The sequence below is a fragment of the Rothia sp. (in: high G+C Gram-positive bacteria) genome, assembly GCF_015265375.1.
Lineage (GTDB): Bacteria > Actinomycetota > Actinomycetes > Actinomycetales > Micrococcaceae > Rothia.
In genome coordinates, this window is record NZ_JABZXW010000040.1 from 1 (window position 1) to 19,398 (window position 19,398).

At 58.6% G+C, this 19,398-nt stretch carries 11 protein-coding genes; 7 read left to right on the forward strand and 4 right to left on the reverse strand.

Annotated features, from left to right (window positions below):
• From HXO69_RS06245 to HXO69_RS06275, 7 genes are all read left to right on the forward strand, one after another.
• A partial coding sequence (locus tag HXO69_RS06245; protein ID WP_296545969.1) for an HtaA domain-containing protein occupies positions 1–1,508 on the forward strand: 1,508 nt, incomplete at its 5' end.
• A 179-nt stretch (positions 1,509–1,687) separates the two neighbouring features.
• Positions 1,688–2,851, forward strand: a complete 1,164-nt coding sequence (locus tag HXO69_RS06250) for a hemin ABC transporter substrate-binding protein (RefSeq protein ID WP_296545970.1) — start codon at positions 1,688–1,690, stop codon at positions 2,849–2,851.
• Positions 2,851–3,930 (forward strand): iron ABC transporter permease, encoded by a 1,080-nt coding sequence (locus tag HXO69_RS06255; protein ID WP_296545971.1) that lies wholly within the window; start codon positions 2,851–2,853, stop codon positions 3,928–3,930. Before HXO69_RS06250 ends, HXO69_RS06255 begins: the two co-directional genes overlap by 1 nt.
• A complete protein-coding gene (locus tag HXO69_RS06260) occupies positions 3,927–4,697 on the forward strand; it encodes a heme ABC transporter ATP-binding protein (protein ID WP_296545973.1) in 771 nt (256 codons plus the stop codon). Before HXO69_RS06255 ends, HXO69_RS06260 begins: the two co-directional genes overlap by 4 nt.
• A 259-nt stretch (positions 4,698–4,956) precedes the next feature.
• Positions 4,957–7,515 carry an HAD-IC family P-type ATPase gene (locus HXO69_RS06265; protein ID WP_296545975.1) on the forward strand — a complete coding sequence of 853 codons (2,559 nt, stop codon included), beginning with the start codon at positions 4,957–4,959 and terminating at the stop codon, positions 7,513–7,515.
• 552 nt (positions 7,516–8,067) lie between these two features.
• Positions 8,068–10,122: a glucose PTS transporter subunit IIA gene (locus HXO69_RS06270; protein WP_296545977.1), complete on the forward strand. Its 2,055-nt coding sequence runs from the start codon at positions 8,068–8,070 to the stop codon at positions 10,120–10,122.
• 167 nt (positions 10,123–10,289) lie between these two features.
• Positions 10,290–11,318: a dihydrodipicolinate synthase gene (locus HXO69_RS06275; protein WP_296545979.1), complete on the forward strand. Its 1,029-nt coding sequence runs from the start codon at positions 10,290–10,292 to the stop codon at positions 11,316–11,318.
• 188 nt (positions 11,319–11,506) lie between these two features.
• Here the strand turns inward: HXO69_RS06275 and HXO69_RS06280 are convergent, their stop codons facing one another.
• The 4 genes from HXO69_RS06280 to HXO69_RS06295 all read right to left on the reverse strand — a co-directional run.
• On the reverse strand, positions 11,507–13,210 hold the full coding sequence (locus tag HXO69_RS06280) for an ABC transporter family substrate-binding protein (RefSeq protein ID WP_296545999.1): 1,704 nt from the start codon (positions 13,208–13,210) through the stop codon (positions 11,507–11,509).
• A 249-nt stretch (positions 13,211–13,459) separates the two neighbouring features.
• The gene (locus HXO69_RS06285) at positions 13,460–15,166 is read right to left on the reverse strand and encodes an ABC transporter family substrate-binding protein (RefSeq protein WP_296546001.1); all 1,707 of its coding nucleotides are present in this window, start codon (positions 15,164–15,166) and stop codon (positions 13,460–13,462) included.
• Positions 15,167–15,574: 408 nt separating this feature from the next.
• Positions 15,575–17,284: an ABC transporter family substrate-binding protein gene (locus HXO69_RS06290; protein ID WP_296546003.1), complete on the reverse strand. Its 1,710-nt coding sequence runs from the start codon at positions 17,282–17,284 to the stop codon at positions 15,575–15,577.
• A 443-nt stretch (positions 17,285–17,727) separates the two neighbouring features.
• On the reverse strand, positions 17,728–19,398 hold a 1,671-nt coding region (locus tag HXO69_RS06295), incomplete at its 5' end, for an ABC transporter family substrate-binding protein (protein WP_296546005.1).

The window sequence follows — 19,398 nt, forward strand, 5'->3', positions numbered from 1 at the left end:
CCTCCGCGGCACCCTCCTCCCCCGCCGCAACCACCGAGCCCAAGCGTGAAGAGAAGGTCACCGGCAACGTCGTCGAGTCCGGCACCCTCAGCTGGGATATCCGCGAGTCCTTCCTGAAGTACCTGACCAGCTTCGCCCACGGCTCCGTGAACGTTGACGGTCTGGAGAAGACCGCGGCAGGCGGCCTGAAGTACACTCAGGCATCCGGCGTGTACAACCCCGAAACCAAGACCGGCCAGATCAACTTTGCGGGCACCGCAGAGTTCACCGGCCACAACGGTCAGCTCAAGAGCACCATCAAGAACATGCGCCTGGTCGTCGTCAACGGCAAGGGCACCCTGGTCGCTGACGTTGACGCGCTGACTCGCGACGGCAAGTCTGTTTCTAAGACCGGTCTGGCTATCGCCGAGGTGGACCTCTCCGGCGCAAGCGTGAAGGACGGCGTCTTCTCCGCACAGAACGCGGCGGTTGCCCTCACCGATGAAGGTTCCGAGGTTCTCTTCGCGGGCCAGTACCGCGGCTCCGACAACGCCATGGCGCCGCTGAGCTTCTCCGTAAAGCTCAGCGAGCAGACCGCTGAGAACACCGTTGAGGTTCCCCGTGTCTCTGAGAACAAGTCCTCCGACAACAAGGGTTCTGAGAACGGCTCCTCCGATAACAGCTCCTCGAACTCCACCGGCAACTCCGGTTCTGGCGGTTCGGTTGGCACCTCCGGCAGCGTTTCTAACGGCGGTTCCTCCTCGAACGGCTCCGTCAGCAACAACCCGGCACAGCCGGTCTGCGTACCCGTCACCCGCACCCGCGAGGTGCAGGAGCAGGGCGCATCCGACGGCACCATTAAGAGCGCAAACCTCGGCTGGGGCGTGCGTGATTCCTTCCGCAACTACGTGCGCGGCGGCATCGCAAACGGCAGCTGGGAGCTGAACGGCACCTCCTACTCTTCGGATGCGTTCAACTGGTCTAACGGCACCGGCACCTTCAAGGGTGGTAAGGGTTCCATCTCCTTCAGCGGTTCGGTTCGTTTCACCGGCCACCACGGCATTCTGGACACCACCATTGCGAACCCGCGCCTTGAGATTAACGGCAATACCGGTACTCTCTACGCGACCATGAACAGCAATGACTCCTCCGGCAAGGCAACTAACTACGGTGAGGTGGCACTGCTGAAGGTGGATCTGTCCGGTCTGCAGAGCTCCGCTGACGCTGTGAGCGTCAACGGTGCTGCAACCACCCTGACCGCTGAGGGCGCGAAGGCGTTCGCTGGCTTCTACGAGGCCGGTAAGGACATGGCTCCGCTGAGCTTCTCCGCGGCGATTAACGGCGCGAAGACCACCACCAAGACCGTGTCCGAAACCGTCTACGAGGGTGAGGGTTGCGACCCGGTCACCGGCAAGCCTCTGGCGTCCACCGGCGCCTCCGGTGTTGAGGGCACCCTGGTTGCAGGCTTTATCGCTGTTGCAGCCGGTGCGGGTACCGTCGTGTACACTCGCCGCCGCAAGAAGGCATAAAGGCACCTCACGAGGATGCCCACACTGTCGGCTCGCCTGTGAGAATCAACTCTGAGACTCAACCATAAGGTTCACCGGTAAGCCGACACGGCCCGTGCGGGGGTGCAGAACGTACTGCACCCCCGCTTCAGGTGCCCCGTTCTACCCGGCGCCTGTCCTTAGCTTTTTAGGAGACTACGATGTTTTCTTCCCTTTCTTCTTCTGCCCTGAACCGCCGCGATGCAATGAAGTATGCGGCGTTCTCTATCACTTCCGCGTTCCTGCTGAGCTCTTGCGGTGTGGGTACTCAGAACCCGGCCGCTTCTTCAAGCACTTCGCAGGCTGTGGTGGATGAGCAGAGCACCCGCACCGTTTTGGAGAACCTGGCGGATCAGCTGCGTTCTTCTATTGCCCCTGATCAGAAGGCTCTGCGCGGCCCCAATAGCGCGGCGGATACCCCCGAAATTCAGCCGATGGTCGATACCCCCACCCCGGCTTTCCCGGTGACGTTCAAGGATTTCAACGGTACTGAGGTGACCGTTAAGTCTGCTGACCGTGTGCTGGCGCTGGACCTGTACGGCACTCTGGCTCAGCAGATGATTGCGTTGGGTCTGGGTAGCCGTCTGGTGGGTCGTGTCACCTCCTCGACGGAGCAGTCGCTGGCTCATCTGCCGCTGGTGACTCAGAATGGTCACGACCTGAACGCTGAGGCGATTCTGGCGACTTCCCCGGACCTGGTGCTGTGGGATAAGAGCAACGGCCCGATTGAGATTGTGGATCAGCTGCGCGCGGCGGGTGTGACCGTGGTGGTCTTCGATCATGAGCGCCGCATGGATAAGATCATTCCGCAGCTCAAGGCTGTTGCGCAGGCGCTGGGTGTTCCGGAGGCGGGCGAGCAGGTTGCTGCCCGCGTGCAGAAGGACCTTGATTACGCACTGCAGGTACTCAAGGACGTTGCCCCGAAGGGCAATCAGCAGGTGTCGTTCGCGTTCCTGTACGTGCGCGGTACCGCTGGCGTGTTCTTCGTGCTCGGTAAGGGTTCGGGCGCTGACGATTTGATTCAGGCTATTGGCGGCAAGGATGTGGCCTCTGAGCAGAACGCGACGAATATTATTCCGGCGACCAGCGAGGCGCTGGTGAAGCTGAACCCGGACGTCATTCTGACCATGAGCGGCGGCATTAAGTCCACCGGCGGTTTGGATGGTTTCTTGGCTCGCCCGGGTGTGGGTGAGACGACTGCCGGCAAGAATAAGCGCATTATCGATATGGGTGACGGCCAGATTCTGTCCTACGGTCCGAATACTCCGGCGGTGCTTTTGTCGCTGGCTAAGGCCGCGTACTCGACTCCTGCGAGGGGCCAGTAGTGGCTGCCGTGAAGGGTGCGTCGGGCGCAAGGGATTATCGTGCGTCGCGGCGGCGTCGTGCCGGTCTGACGTTTACGTTTTTGGCGGTGGCGCTGTGCGCTGTGATGGTGCTGTCGGCGGGTTTGGGTCAGTACAACATCCCGATTGATCAGGTGGTTGCTTCTGTGGGCCGCCGCATGGGCCTTGCGCCGGAGAACCCGGCGATGCAGCTGGCGGATAGCACCCTGTGGAATATCCGTTTCCCGCGTGTGCTGTTGGGGGTGCTGGTGGGTGCCGCTTTGGGTACTTCCGGCGCAGTGATGCAGTCGGTGTTTGGTAACCCGTTGGCCGAGCCGGGCGTGATTGGTGTTTCCTCGGGTGCGGCGGTTGGCGCGTGTTTGTCGATTGTGTTGAACCTGCAGTTCTTCGGTATTTTCACGACTCCTGCGTTTGCGTTTGTGGGTGCGTTGGCGGCTACTGCGCTGGTGTATTTCCTGTCGCGTTCTTCGGGTCGTGCGAAGGTCCTGTCGATGATTTTGACGGGTATTGCGGTGACCGCGGTGGCGAATGCGATTATTGCGTTCCTCATGTTTATTGCTGATACGACGAGCCGCGATCAGATTGTGTTCTGGCAGATGGGTTCGCTGAACGGTTCCACGTGGAAGGCTGTGGCGAGCGTGTGGCCGGTTATTCTGATCGGCTTGGTGGCGTGTTTTGTGATGGCGTCTTCGCTGGATGTTCTGGCGTTGGGTGAGCGTGCAGCGCAGCATTCGGGCGTGAACGTGGAGCGTCTGCGTGCGGTGTCTATTGCGGCGACGGCTTTGTTGACGGGTGCTGCGGTGGCATATGCGGGCATTATTGCGTTTATTGGTCTGATTATTCCTCACCTGTTGCGCATGATTTTGGGTCCGTCGAATCGTGTGTTATTGCCGGCTTCGGCATTGGGTGGCGCGCTGTTGATTGCGCTGTCTGATTTGGGTGCGCGTACGCTGGTGCCTTTTGCTGATTTGCCGATTGGTATTTTTACGGCTTTGGTGGGCGGCCCGACGTTCTTCGTGTTGTTGCGTCGTTCCCTGGGTCAGGGCGGAGGTGCTTCGTGAGTGAGTTGTTGAGCCTGTCCGGTGTGTGTTTTAACGCTGGTGGGCGTCAGATTTTGAATGATGTGTCTCTGTCGGTTGCTGCGGGCGAGGTTGTGTCGCTGATTGGTCCTAATGGTGCCGGTAAGTCGACTCTGTTGGGTGTGATTGCTGGTGATATTGCGCCCAGTGGCGGTGAGATTCTGTTGGATGGCACCCCTCTGGGTTCGATTCCTGCCCGTCAGATGGCGCGTCAGCGTGCGATGCTGTTGCAGAAGTTGAATGTGGCGTTTTCGTACACGGTGCATGAGGTGGTTCAGATGGGCCGCACCCCGTGGAAGGGCACGGAGCGCGCTGAAGAGGATGACGCCGTGGTCGCTTCGATGATGGAGCGTACCTCGGTGACTCATTTGTCGAATCGCGATATTACGACCCTGTCCGGTGGTGAGAGCGGCCGTGCGCATTTGGCGCGTGTGTTTGCTCAGCAGACTCCGCTGATTCTTTTGGATGAGCCGACTGCGGCCTTGGACATTACGCATCAGGAGCAGACCTTGCGGGTGAGCCGTGAGTTGGCTGCTGAGGGTGCCGCAGTGTTGACGGTGCTTCATGACCTGGATGTGGCAGCTGCGTATTCTGACCGTATGGTGTTGTTGCGTGGTGGCGAGGTAGTGGCTTCGGGCGCCCCTGAGCAGGTGTGTTCGGCCGAGTTGTTGTCTGAGGTGTATCAGCATCCGATTGAGGTGTTGAGGCATCCGGTGACGAATCGTTTGTTGATTCTGCCGGAACGATGATTCTGCCAGAACGCTAATCTTGCTGGCGCGTTGGTTTTATAGGCGCGTTAGCGAACCATCCCGCAAACACTTTCTACCTCAAAATATGCCAATATTCGCATGTATTAAATCTCCGTTCTGGAATGACTGTAACTATCAGCTCATTACAGGGCGGAGATTATCTTTATCCCCGCTTCCACGGATACACTGAAAGGTAGTGTCCGCAATACTGAACTCTATTCAGTTCAGCATTCCATCCATTCGAGAAAGAGACCCCTGCATGGATCCTCAGCAGAAAACGGCAGCGCCTGCCGTTGCCGGCTACATTCCCGAATATTCTGAAACACCGCATAGCGGATCTTTCGATATTGCCCAGCACGGCTTGAGTAGCGATGATGTTGCTCGCCTGACTGCTGAGGGTAGGGTCAATACCCAGAACAATAAGTCTTCTCGCACGCTGTGGAGCATTATGCGTGCGCACCTGTTCACGGTCTTCAACTTTGTGTTGGGTGCCTGTGGCGCTGTGGTGATCATGTACCAGCGTTGGGCTGATTTGCTCTTCCTGGCGGCTGTGATTGCTAACGTGGTGATTGGTTTTGTGCAGGAGTACAAGGCGAAGCTTGAGCTGGACCGTATCTCCCTGCTGGACCGCTCCCCCGCGACTGCTGTGCGTGACGGTAAGACCGTCGAGGTTCCGATGGAGCAGCTGGTTGAGGGTGACGTCGTCATCCTCAAGCGCGGCGATCAGGTTCCCGCGGACGCTATTGTGCTCACCTCCGATTCTTTGGAGCTGGATGAGTCCCTGCTCACCGGTGAGAACGACCCGATTGCTAAGCGCCCCGGCGATATGGTGCTGTCGGCGTCGAGTGTGCTGGGTGGTACCGGCCGCGTCCTGCTCTCTCACGTGGGTGCGAATTCTCGTGCAAGCAAGATTTCTGATGAGGCACGTCAGTTCTCGCGTATTCAGTCTGAGCTGCGTGATGCGCTGAACCGTGTGGTCCGCTGGATTACGGTGGGTCTTGCGGTCATTATTCCTGTGGTGTCGTGGGGTCAGATTCAGGCTGCTGGCGGTCTGGAGACTGTGCAGCAGAACCACCTGTGGGAGCAGGTTTCTATTGCTGTGGTGTCTTCGGTTGCTTCGATGATTCCGCAGGGTCTGGCGCTGATGACCACTCTGGCGTTTGCGGCGGCGGCTGTGGCGCTGGGTCGTAAGCACAACATCCTGGTGCAGGAGCAGCCTGCGGTTGAGGTTCTGGCTCGTGTGGATGTGGTCTGCTTCGATAAGACCGGCACTCTCACCGAGGGTGGCGTGATTTTTGATTCGGTGCGCCCGCTGGACACCGTTGCTGAGGCTGAGGGCCCCGACGCTGACTCGGCTGAGCACACTTCCTGGCGTGCTTCTCTGCCCGCTGACTGGAATGAGGCGTTGGCGTGGTTCGGTCATGATGAGAACGCGAACCCGACCGCTGCGGCTCTGACCGGCGGTTTCCCGGATGCTTCCTCGGCGTCGGTGAGCGGTATTGTTCCGTTCTCTTCGGCTCTGCGTTTTAGCGCGATTGAGTTTAAGGATTCGGGTGCGTGGCTTCTGGGTGCTCCGGAGGCGCTTCTCGCCAAGGGCACCGCTGAGCGTGAGCGTGCCGCTGAGTTGGCGGCACTGGGTCTGCGCACGATGGTTTTGGCGCATGCTTCTGCGGTGGTCCGTAATGAGAAGGATGAGCCGATCCAGAAGATCCCGTCGGATGCTACCCCGGTTCTGTTCGTGATTTTCCGTGAGAATGTGCGTGCGGATGCGCCTGAGATTGTGGAGTATTTCCACCGTCAGGGCGTGACGTTGAAGGTCTTCTCGGGCGATAACCCGTTCACTGTGGCGGCTGCTGCAAAGACTGCGGGCATGGACACCTCCGCTGGTGCGGTTGATGCGTCGACCCTGCCCGAGGACGGTCCGGAGCTTGCTGAGGCTGCGGCTACTCACAATATTTTCGGTCGTGTGTCGCCCGAGCAGAAGAAGAACATGGTGATTGCTCTGAAGGAGCGCGGCCATGTGGTGGCGATGACCGGTGACGGCATTAACGATGCTCTGGCGCTTAAGCATGCAAGCTTGGGTATTGCGATGGGTAACGCGGCTCCTGCGACGAAGGCTGTTTCTCGCCTGGTTCTGCTGGACGGTAAGTTCTCGTCTCTGCCGGCTGCGTTGGAGCAGGGCCGTCAGGTCATTACGAACATTGAGATGGTGGCGAACCTGTTCTTGACGAAGACCGGTTTCGCGATTCTGCTGGGTGTTCTGTTCAGCCTCTTCGGTTTGACCTTCCCGTTCTTGCCGCGTCAGTACTCGACTGCGGACTTCTTGATTGTGGGTGCGTCGTCCTTCGCATTGACTCTGTTGCCGAATTCGCGCCGTTACGTGCCGGGCTTCTTGCGCCGCGTGCTGAATTACACGGTTCCGAACTCGATTATTGTGGTTGCGATGCTGTTGGCGGTGACGTTCACGGCTCGTGGCATGGGTATCGAGGATATCCGTCAGATTCAGACGGCTTCGTTCATCACCCTGGTGATGATGGGTCTGTGGAACTTGGCTGCGGTGGCTCGTCCGTTCAACCGTGCTCGTGTTCTGCTGTTTGGTGCGTTGCTGGCGGTGTTCTTCGCGGCGTTGTTCGTGCCGATTCTGGTTGAGTACCACCAGTTTGTTACGGTGCTTCCGCATCTGCTGTGGACGGCTCTGGGCGCCGGTGCTCTGGGCGCCGCGCTGATTGAGGTGAATGCGCATCGTAACCGCCGTTGGCAGAAGCGTAACTACCCTGAGCTGGAGGTTGCTCCGCTGAATTTCTTCCCGGCTAAGTAGTTGGTTGGGAGGTAGCTGCTTCGGTAGCGTGTGGGCCCCGTATCCTGTGGATGCGGGGCCCCTTCGTGTCTTCGCATGTGGCCCCTCCGGAGTGCGCGGGAGCCTGCCGGGAGGCTCCCGCATGCAGCGCCGAGACCGTGTCTCAGCTATCACTTGGGTGAAACATTTAACAGCTTCTGATAGCTCCTCTCTCTCACCTTGCTCTTAACCTGGGAAAACCCTTAGAGTTACAGGGAACTATTTGAGAAGGGAAACCTTCTTCAGGGTTGTTACTGGTTTGGCAGGCAAGACCTGAGTTACTCAACACCGTATGGGACGGCAGTTTGTATCTGCCGATAATCCCCTCTATTTGCTGTACCGAAGCTCCAATAGTGGGCACGAGTGTAGTGCTTCCGGTGGTCGAGAGACTCGGGTCTTTTGTGTTTTCTGGGGCGTGTTACCCGCCTTCTGGGCTTCCCCGTTCTGGGATTCCCCAGTTTGGGTTTTCTTCAGCGAGCGCAGCCTCCTGTAGCAACGTTGAGTAGACATTGACCGCATATCTAAGGAAGTATCGTGAATAACCGCGAACTTGGCGAGAAGATTCTTGACGGCCTGGGTGGCCCCGAGAACATCGCGCACATTACTCACTGTGCAACCCGCCTTCGTGTCACTCCTGTATCTAACGATGCAGTGCAGAACAAGAAGATTGAGGGCCTGCCCGGCGTTCTCTCTGTGATTGAACAGTCCGGCCAGACTCAGGTGGTGCTGGGCGAGCGCGTTGAGGCTGTGTACAACGAGATCAACGCTCTGCCTTCTATGTCCGGCCACACTGAGGGTGACACCAAGGTTGAGGCTGAGGGCAAGAAGTCCGGCTGGCTTACCAACGTCTTCGACGTTCTGTCTGACTCTTTCCGTCCGCTGCTGTGGGCACTTCTGGGTACCTCGATGATTCTGACCCTGATTGTGTTCATGCAGCAGCTGGGCTTCTTCGGCCAGTACACTGACTTGACCGGTCAGAGCGTGAACATCGACATCATTAACGGTGCTCGTGTGGCTGACCCGGAGGCTGCTAAGGCTCTGAACAACCAGTGGATGCAGCAGTTTGCTTTCTGGTACATCCTGAAGGCTGCGTCGCTGTCTGTTCTGAACTTCATGCCCATCATGCTGGGTGCTACCGCTGCTAAGCGTCTGGGCGCGAACATGTGGGTTGGTGCGGCTATCCCCGCTGCGCTGATGACCGGTACCTTCACCGATCTGACCGCTCTGGCTGACCCCGCCACCAAGATCCTGAACGTTCCGTTCTTCGGTCTGGATCTGCCGCTGTACGCGTTCAGCTACACCGGTCAGGTCTTCCCCCCGCTGCTGGCTGTTGCTCTGCTGGCTCCGCTTGAGCGCTTCCTGAAGAAGGTTATTCCTTCGATGCTGCAGATGGTGTTCGTGCCGATGATTTCGGTCATCATTCTGGTTCCGGTGACTGCGTTCCTGGTTGGCCCCATCGGTATTGGTGTGGCTATGGGCATCTCTGACTTCCTGAAGATGGTTAACGACCAGGCTCCGGCTCTGGTTGGTGCTCTGATTGCTGGTCTGTACCTGTTCATGGTTCCGCTGGGTCTGCACTGGCCGCTGAACGCCGTCATGATTAACAACTTGCAGACCATGGGTACTGACTTCATTCAGTCCCCGATGGGTGCGTACAACTTCGCTGTGTTCGGTCTGGTGACCGGTGTGGCTATCAAGGCTAAGCACGACCGTGAGCTGCGTCAGACCGCTGTTGGTGCGTCGATGTCCGGTCTGCTCGGTGGTATTTCTGAGCCGTCCCTGTACGGTGTTGTGCTCCGTTACAAGCGCGTGATTCCGATTATTCTGGTTCCCGCTGTTATTGGTGGCGCTACCATTTCCTTCCTGGGTGTTAAGTCCTACGCGTTCGCGTTCACTTCGCTGCTGTCGATTCCGGCTATGCAGCCTTCTCACTTGTACGCGATTGGTCTGGCGATTGCGTTCTTCGGCGCTATGACCGGTGTTCTGATTTTCGGTTACGAGTCGAAGGCTGATGCTGCGAAGCATGCTGCTCAGCGCGCAAAGGAAGAGGCTGTTGAGGCCGCTCCCAAGGCTGAGGCTGCTGCCGCTGCAGCGACCACCGCTGCCGCTGCTGAGTCCGCTGCAGCTGGTGAGGTCATTGAGCTGCACGCTCCGATTGAGGGTACTGCTGTTGCTCTGTCTGATGTTCCGGACCCGATCTTCGCTGCTGGCAAGCTGGGCGAGGGTGTGGCTATTGAGCCGACCGGTACCACTGTTGTTGCTCCCGCAGCCGGCAAGGTTGCTGCGACTTACCCCTCGGGCCACGCTGTTGGTCTGAAGCTGGAGAACGGCATTGAGCTGCTGATTCACGTTGGTCTGGATACCGTGAACCTGGACGGTAAGGGCTTCAGCGTGAAGGTTGCTAAGGGCGATGTTGTTGCTGCTGGCGACGCTCTGATTGAGTTCGATCCCGAGGTCATCAAGGAGGCGGGTTACCCGCTGATTACCCCGGTGATTGTGACCAACACCCGCAAGTTCGCTGAGGTCAAGGGTCTGCCGGGCGTTGCTCACCAGAACCTGAGCACTGTCCTGAAGGTAACCACTAAGTAGTTCCCTTTCTAGGCTCTAAGGGGCCCCACCATTACGGTGGGGCCCCTTTCCTTATGCCCTGATATTCGGGTAGGGCTTAGCTCGGCGTTACACACTAGCCGGGGGGGGGATTTCTGCTAGTGTGGGAATAAGCTCAACAAGGAAGTTCTCAAGTGACAGGGAGTACGATGATGTCTTCTGCTATTAGGACATGGGATACCGAGGTGTGGGAAGAGCAGCAAAAAGAGTTGCGCGCTCTTTCTCCTGTTCGGCGGCTGATGCGCCGGCTCAATCTTGAGGCGCTCGTCTATGAGTCCGCGCCGTTCCCGGTTCTGTTGCGTAGGCTCTCCGCGCTGGTTCCCGCGTGCCTTCTGTGGTGGGTTATCTATGAGCCGCACCGGCTTGCTTCCTCCGCAAACCTCCCCGAGGGCGCTCACGCCATTACGTTGCTCCCCGGAGCCTGGGGCGACCCCTCCACGGGGGCTTACGGCGGTCTTCCTGAGCTGCCCGGCGTCCTCGTGCGCTGGGCACTGTGCATCGCGGCAATGGTGGCCGTTGTTCATCTCTGCGGGGTCAAGGCGAAGGGTCAGAGCTTCACGATTCCTCGAGATGCGCGCTCACGGCTGATTGCTCTGATGCAGGCTCTCGGCATTTTCGGCGCCTTCGCGCTGGTCGTCTGGATTGAGTACATGATGACTCCGCTGACCCTCATGTTCGAAACCGTGTATGCGGGCCCCACCGCCGTCTATAGCGGCGACGGTGTGATTCCCCTGCACCTGTTTCTGTCCTCGTCGTTGAGCGCTATTTTCCTGGGCTATTTTTGCGTGAATATTCTTGCTTCGCTGAACATCCCCGGGTACCTGGGCATCCCCGCCATTATTTACGTGGGTGCGCTTCCCTGGGCTCAGGCGGAGCGGCACCAGTTCACGTTGGCGCTGGCGTGGGTCATCGCAGTAACGCTGGTGAGTTGGCTCGTGCGCGGCATGTGGGGCACTCTGCTCGCCTGCGTGGGCTATTCTCTGTGGATTATGCTGGTGGCAACCAGTGGTGATCCTTTTGATCTGTCCGCCAATATGAGCCGCGTGCTTGTGATTTTGGGTTTCCCGCTGGCGTTTATCGTCGTTGGAGGCGGCATTTACCGCATCTTCTACCTGCGGCAGAACCCGAAGATGTTGAGGTACCTGCAGGAGCGCGCCCTGTACCTGGGCGAGTGGTAGCAACCGGTTAGGGCGGCACTCCCCTCCCCCAGTTTTTGTAATTACATATCCCGCTAACGTGTCCCGCTAAAGGGCACAGAACAAGGGGAACAGAAAAATCCCGGGCACTCTCTCGTGAGAGTACCCGGGATTTCGAGTCCTACAGGACGACTAGAGCTTTACCGAAAACGGTATTACTCCCGTCTGTTTTACTCCTGCCAGCCAACGTTGACCCAGTAGTCAGCGCTGGTGTAGCTCTGCTTGAACAGGGACGGACCATAGTTCGCAACCTTAGCCTTAACAGCGGCGTACATCGGGCCGTTTGCGTAGGGCAGGTACACTGCGACCTTCTCGTAGTAGAGCTTCTCCGACTCGTTAGCGATCTTGATGCGCTCGTCTTCCTTCTCGGTGTTCTGCAGCTTCTCGATGAGCTTATCGACCTCGGGGTCACCGACTCCGAACACCTCGGTGGTGAAGAAGTAGGGTGCTGAGGAAGCCAGATCGGGCAGAACGCCCCAGCCGGTGAAGATAGCTTCGTAGCTCTTCTGGCCGAGCACAGAGTTGGAGTTGGACTGCGGCTGGTTGTCTGCGCTCAGGCGGATACCTGCAGACTTCAGCTGCTGCTCCAGAATCTGGTAAACAGCCTGGTAGACTGCCTCAGAGCCGAAGGAGGTCAGGGCGAAGCCAGCAACCTTGCCGTCCTTGGCGTAGTAGTCGCCGGACTTGGAGTAGCCTGCGGCCTCCAGGATTTTGCCTGCAGCCTGTGCACCGCTGTCACCAGCGTAGTTGTTCTGGTAGCCCTTCTGGAACGGCATTGCGATAATGGAGCCGGGCAGCGGTTCGGTCCAGCCGAGCTGCGAGAAGTATGCCTTAGCGATCTGCTCGCGGTCCACAGCGGCGAGGATTGCGCGGCGCAGTGCCAGGTCCTCAATGCGCTTGGGGTTCAGCTGAATGATGTTGACGTTGGTGTTCTGGCCCTGGCGAATCTCGGTGCCTGCCTGGCCCTTCACAGCGTTGTAGCTGGTTGCGCCGACGAAGGTGAACGCGTCCAGCTCGCCGTTCTTGAAACCTGCGCGGATTGCTTCGGAGTCCATCTGACGCCAGACGATGCGGTCCAGCACCGGCTTCTCGCCCCACCACTTGTCGTTCTTGACCAAGGTGAGCACCTTCTGGGAGGAGTTCCACTCGCCAATCTTGAAGGGGCCTGCCCAGTACTGGTCGAGGGGCTTGTCAACGAAGCCGTCGTTGAAGAGGTTGACGTCTTCCAGTGCGGGGTGGATTGCGAAGGCGCACAGACCCTCGGAGGGGTAGTACGGAGCCTTCATGGTGACCTTGACGTGGAAGTTGTCGCCGTCAACAGCCTCGATGCTTTCAACCTGCTGCCACATGGTGTTGTCGGTGATGTGGTAGGGGTTGTCGGTGGTTGCGCGGTAGACCTTCCAGCAAGCCTGCACAGCCTTCACGTCCATGGGGGTGCCGTCGTTGAAGGCAGCCTTGGGGTTGATCTTGAAGGTCGCGGTCTGCACGCCGTTGACGGTTTCGGTCTTGTGCTCGAGGCAGAACTCGGGGTTGAGGGTGCCTTCACCGTCGGGGCTCATGGTGTAGAAGCCCATGACAGCGGGGATGTTGCAGGGTGCCAGCGCATCCAGGTTGCTGGAAGTGTAGCCGCTCTGGGTCTGCAGGTTGAAGTTGGGGCCCAGCGCAGTAGCTGCGAGGGTCAGGGTACCGCCCTGCTTGAGGGAGGAACGGTCCTGCTTGTTGACCTGAAGGTTCTTCAGAATATCTTCAGCGTTGTTAGCGGCGCTACCGCCAACCTTTTCCTTCGAGCTACCGCAGGCAGCCAGCAGACCGACGGTGCCGAGGGCAACGGTGCCGGTCAGGAGGGTACGGCGAGAGACAGACATGCTCTTCATGGAATTTCTCCTAGAGTATTCGCAGTGTTGTGAAGTCGGTACGCGAACGGTGCGTAACCCACACTCCAACCCGGCGGGAGGACAGTCTCTGCCGGGGTTGCGGGCAGAATGCCCACATTTGTTTTAAGTATATCCGTGCGACTCTCTTAGGAACGGGAAAGCGGCGTGCTACAGAAGGTTTTAATCCTTTTGTAACACGCCGCTGTAGCGCTTTTACCCCTTATGGAGTGTGTGAGCGGTGCTCAACGCTTAGTTTTGCTTCTCCCAACCGACGTTGATCCATACGTTCGGGTTGTAGTAGGGCAGGCCGAAGAGCATGGGGCCGTAGTTCGCCAGGCCCTTACGGCACGCCTTGAAGTTCGGGCCGTTGTGGGTGGGCACGTAGATGGCGACCTCGTCCAGGTGGCGCTTCTCCAGCTCGTTCATGATCTTGAGCTGTTCCTTCGGGTCCTCGGTGGACATCATGGTTGCTGCCAGCGAGTCCAGATCCTTACCGTGACCGTTGTTGGTCTCGGAGATGTAGAAGTAGTTCGCCGCATCCACCGGGGAGGTGGTGATGCCGTAGCCACCGGTCTTAATCGCGAAGTTCTTCGAGGAGATGATGCTCGACATTTCAGAGGCACCGTGGTTCTCGATGGTCAGTTCAACGCCGATTTCCTTCATCTGCTGGACGAGGAACTGCGCGGTGGAGCTGACAACCGGGTCGCTACCGAAGGTGATGACCGGGTAGGAGACCTTAGCGCCGTCCTTGGTGTAGTAGTCACCGGACTTGGTGTAGCCTGCGTCCTCAAGGATCTTGGTAGCGACGTCCTTGCCGAGCTTGGTCGGGTAGTTGTCCTGGTAGCCTTCCTGCATGGGCAGCATGCACATGGAGCCGGGCAGGGTTTCCTTCCAGCCGAGCTTCTCGTAGCGCAGCTTCTGCAGCTGCTCACGGTTGAGGGCTGCAACGAATGCGCGGCGGACGGGCAGGGGCACCTTTTCGGGGTTGATTTCGTAGTTGCCCACGCTGAGAGCGCTACCCTTGCGAATGTCGGTGTTTGCCACGCCGGAGAGCTCGTTGTAGGAGCTGAGGGTGCTGGCATCCACGTAGTCGATTTCGCCGTTCTTGTAAGCTGCCTGCTCTGCCTGGGAGCTCATTTCACGCCAGGTGATGCGCTCAAGAGCGGGCTTGGTGCCCCACCACTTCTCGTTGCGGACGACGGTGAGCACCTTGGAGGAGGAGTTCCACTCGCCGACCTTGAAGGGGCCTGCCCAGTACTGGTCGAGGGGCTTGTCGTTCAGGCCGTCGTTGAAGAATTTGGGGTCGGCGAATGCCGGGTGCAGGAACGAGGTGAAGCTGCCTTCGATGGGGTACCAGGGCTTGGACATGGTGACCTTCACGTGGCGGGTATCGCCGTCCACAGCCTCGACGCTTGCGACCTGTTCCCAGATGGGCGAGGGGGTGATCTGGTAGTCCGAACCGGATGCCGCGGCGGTGTAGATGGTCTGGTAGCTCTTGACGGCGTTCACGTCGATGGGGGTACCGTCGTTGAAGGCTGCCTTGGGGTTGATCTTGAAGGTCACGGTCTGCACGCCGTCAACGGTTTGCGCCTTGTATTCGGTGACGTAGTCCTTGTTCATGTGCGACTCGCCGCGGAAGTCGGCGTAGAAGCCGCCGGTGAAGGCGGAGTTGATGGCTGCCTGAATGTTCAGGTTGCCGGCGGTGTAGCCGTTGGTGTTGAGGATGTTGAAGTTCGGGCCAATGCCGTCAGCGCTCAGTCGTAGCTCGCCGCCGTCCTTGAGGGCGGAGCGGTCCTTCTCGTTGTAGGAGACTGCCTTGGAGAGGTCGTCGCCCGCGGAGAGGGCGCTGGTTTCGTTCTTGGAGGAGTTGCCGCCGCAGGCTGCGAGCAGGCCTACGGTGCCCAGGGCGACGGTGCCGGTGAGCAGGGCGCGGCGGTTGAGGGTGAAAGTGGTCATGATCTGTCCTTGTCTGAGGACCGGGATGCGCACGTGAGGTACCATGCGCTCCCGGCCCGGGATGAGTGTTGAAACGTGGCGCCATCTCGACAATCTGAGGGTGGGGGAACACAACCCACCCCGCATACTCGTGATACACATCTATGATGGAACACACGTTTGCATTGGGATTAGTATACACACAAAACCCACACAGCATGACCCGCCTCACCTTTTACGGGAAATATTTCAGCAGAAACTTTTCTTTCCTCAATTTCAGCCGACCCTCCCCCGAGAAACAAAAGAGTCCCGCAGCACCCCGCCTCTAAGGCGGAATACCGCGGGACTTTACCCTTCCGGAGTCTTATGCCGGCGCCTCCGAAAATTCAGCAACTACCGAATAGGAATCCAGAAAATTAACATGTGGCTTTAGTTCTGCCAACCCACATTGACCCAGCGCTTGGGGTCGGTGTAGCTGGTTGCGAAGAGGGAAGGACCGTAGTTAGCCAGCTTCTCCTTCACAGCTGCGTAGCTGGGGCCGTTAGCGTAGGGGAAGTAAATAGCGACCTTCTCCATGTGCTGCTTCTCAGCCTCAGCAGCCATCTTCAACTGCTCCTCGTGGGATTCCTTCTCGTAAATAGACGCGATGAACTTATCCAGCTCGGGATCGCCCACACCTTCGTTGATTTCGCTGGTGTAGAAGTACTGAACACTGTCTGCGGGGTCAGCACCAATACCCCAGCCGGAGAAGGCGCAGTCGTACTGCTTAGAGCCCATCACGGAGTTGAACTGGGACTGCGGCTGGTTGTCCTGCTCGAGCTTAATACCTGCTGCCTTGAGCTGCTGCTCGAGGTTCTGGAACTGAGCCAGGGAGGTTGCATCCGAACCGAAGTAGGTGATGGAGAAGCCTGCAGTCTTGCCGTCCTTGGCGTAGTAGTCGCCATTCTTGGAGTAGCCTGCTGCTTCCAGGATCTTTGCCGCAGCCTCGGCGCCGGGGTTGGACGGCATGTTGTTCTGGTAGCCCTTCTGGAAGGGCATAGCAATCATGGAGCCGGTCAGGGGCTCTTCCCAGTTGATCTGGCCGAACTTGACCTTAGCCAGCTGGGAGCGGTCAACCGCGGCGAAGACTGCACGGCGCAGGGCGGTGTCGGTCACGCGGGTCGGGTTGAACTGCAGGTTAATCACGCCGAGGCTCTGGCCGGTACGAATCTGGACACCGGGCTGACCCTTGACAGCGTTGTAGGTTGCCAGGCCAGCAAAGCCGATGCTGTCCAGCTCGCCGTTCTTGAACGCTGCGCGCTCTGCTTCGTCGCCCATTTCGCGCCAGATGATGCGGTCCAGCAGCGGCTTCTCGCCCCACCACTTGTCGTTGGGCACGAGGGTGAGGGTCTTAGCCGAAGAGTTCCACTCGCCCAGCTTGAAGGGGCCGGACCAGTACTGATCCATGGGCTTGTTCACGAAGCCGTTGTTGAAGAGCTCCTTGTCGGTCAGTGCGGGGTGCAGACCGAGCAGGCCGAGGGTCTCAGCGGGGTACAGGGGCTTGGACATGACGATCTTGACGCGGGTCTTGTCGCCATCCACGGGGTCGATGGACGCTACCTGCTGCCAGAAGGGAGTTGCGATGACGTTGTAGCCGTCATCGGGGTTGCGGTAGACGGTCCACGCGGCGCGGATTGCCTCAATATCAACGGGGGTGCCGTCGTTGAAGACAGCCTTAGAGTTGAGCTTGAAGGTAATGGTCTGAACGCCGTCGACGGTCTCTGCCTTGTAATCGGAGACGTAGTCGTCGTTGAGGCTGTAGTCGCCAGCGGGGCTCAGGGAGGTGAAGCCGATAGCGGAGGGAATGTTGCAGGCGCCACCGAATGCGGTGAGGTTTTCGGTGGTGTAGCCGCTCTGGGTCAGGATGTTGAAGTTCGGACCGATTGCGGAGACGCTACCGCGGAACTCGCCGCCCTGCTTGAGGGAGGAGCGATCCTGCTTGTTGATTTCGAGGTTCTTGACGATTTCCTCGGTGCTCGAAGCAGCCTTACCGCTAATCTTCTTATCCGAACCGCCACCGCACGCAGCCAGCAGGCCAACGGTACCCAGGGCAACAGTGCCGGTCAGCAGGGTACGGCGGTTAATACGCAGATGAGTCATGTGTTCTCCTCGTGCCGGAGGGCTCGGGTGTACTTCGTATGGCGCACGATGTTGTGCGCCAGTTTTTGCAGTGGCGACGAAGCCTCTGCCGATCACCCTTGTGAGAGCCCCCACATTGTTTGTGATTGAAACACAGTATACCCCCAAAAGAAGCGGCGCAGACCACATTCCAACCTCCACACAAACCGTACGGCGTATAAAAATGGTGCATACGGTATCTTCAGCCCGCGTCATTACACGGAACACATGCATAAAAACTAAAAAATAAAATATTGTGTTCGATCAGCATGCGAGCGCGTCACATCCGGCGCTTTGAGAATCGTTACACATTAAAAGCGCATCGACGGGCAGCTAAACCGATCTGCACTTTCCAAAAGAAAAAGCTCCCCGTCCCTATACGACACTGCGAAAACGTATAGGGGCGGGGAGCTTAAAACTGCGGCTTATGCCATCCAGCCAACCGAAGACCAGTCGGTGCTCTTGAAGAGGAACGCACCGTAGTTAGCGAGCTTCGGGCGGCATGCCTTGAAGTCCGGGCCATTGAGGAACGGGATGAAGAGGCAAACCTCGCGCATGTGCTTCTTCTCAATTTCGTTGCACTTCTCGGCGCGCTTAGCGTCGTCGAGGATGGTAATCATCTCGTCGACCATAGCGTCAATTTCGGGGGTTCCGACGCCGTCCCAGTTCTTCGAGGAGTAGAAGTACTCGGCAGCACTGGTCGGCTCGGAGCTCACGCCGAAGCCCGAAATGCTCACGTCGTACTCGCGGTTACCAACAACCTTCGAGAATTCGGACTGCGCACGCGAATCGAGCTCGAAGTTAATGCCGATTTCCTTCATGCTCTGAATGAAGGTCTGTGCCTGACCCTTGGTGGTGGCGTCATCACCGAAGGTAGTCAGCTTCAGGGTGATGGTCTTGCCATCCTTCGCGTAGAAGTCGCCAGACTTGGTGTAGCCTGCGTTCTCCAGGACCTTGCGTGCTTCCTCCGGGCTACGTGCCGGGTAGTTGTCACGGTAGTACTGGGAGGAACTCAGCAGAAGCATCGAGCCGGGAACTTCTTCTTCGTAGGGCAGACCCTGGAAGCGAATCTTTGCCAGAGCACCACGGTCGATACCCAGGAAGATTGCCTTACGGACAGCAACATCGGTGATGTGCTGTGCGTTCAGGTTCATGCCACCGGCGAAGAGGCGGCGACCGCGGCGGATTTCGGAGTTCGCGACGTCCTTCATCTCGTTGTAGGCGCTGAGGGTACGTGCTTCCACGACGTCCAGTTCGCCGTTCTTATAGGCGGCGCGAGCTGCAGCGTCTGCCATTTCACGCACGACGATGCGGTCCAGCTTGGGCTTGTCACCCCACCACTTGTCGTTGGGCACAGCGGTGAAGGTCTTCTCGGAGGAGTTCCAGCCGTTGGGTGCCAGGGTGAAGGGGCCGCAACCGAGCTCGGGGTGGGGGTTGTCCACGAAACCTTCATTGAAGAGGTTTATGTCAAGCATTGCCGGGTGCAGGATTCCGCCGAAGAGCAGACCCTTGACGGGGTTGTGTGCGGTCTTGAAGACAACGCGTGCGTGGTAGCGGTCGCCGTCGATAGCTTCAACGCTTTCGATGAACTCGTAGATACCTGCAGCGCCAATCTTGTACGCCCCCTCGGGGTCACGCTGAATCTGCCAGGTTGCCTTGAGAGCGTCAATGTCGATGGGGGTGCCGTCATTGAAGACTGCCTTGGGGTTCAGGCGAACCTCGGCGGTGATCTTACCGTCTACTTCCTTCGCTTCAAAGCCGAGGCAGTAGTTGGGGTCGAGCTCATCTTCACCCTTGAAGGTGCTGCGCCAGATGCCGGCACCGGCGATAATGCCCATAGTTTCGGAGACGGAGGTGCTGGAGCCGTTCTGGGAGAAACGGTTGAAGTCCGGGCCGAGGGAGTAGGTGCTCAGGTTTAGGGTACCGCCCTGCTTGAGCTTCGAGGGGTCCTGCTCGTTGATTTCATAGAACGGGGTTTCGCTTGCCTTGTGCTCGGTCTTGGAGGATGAGGATCCACAAGCGCTCAGTACGCCGGCAGCAGCGACGGCGGTTGCGCCGCCGAACAGTACGCGGCGGCTCATGATCGGGTTGAATCC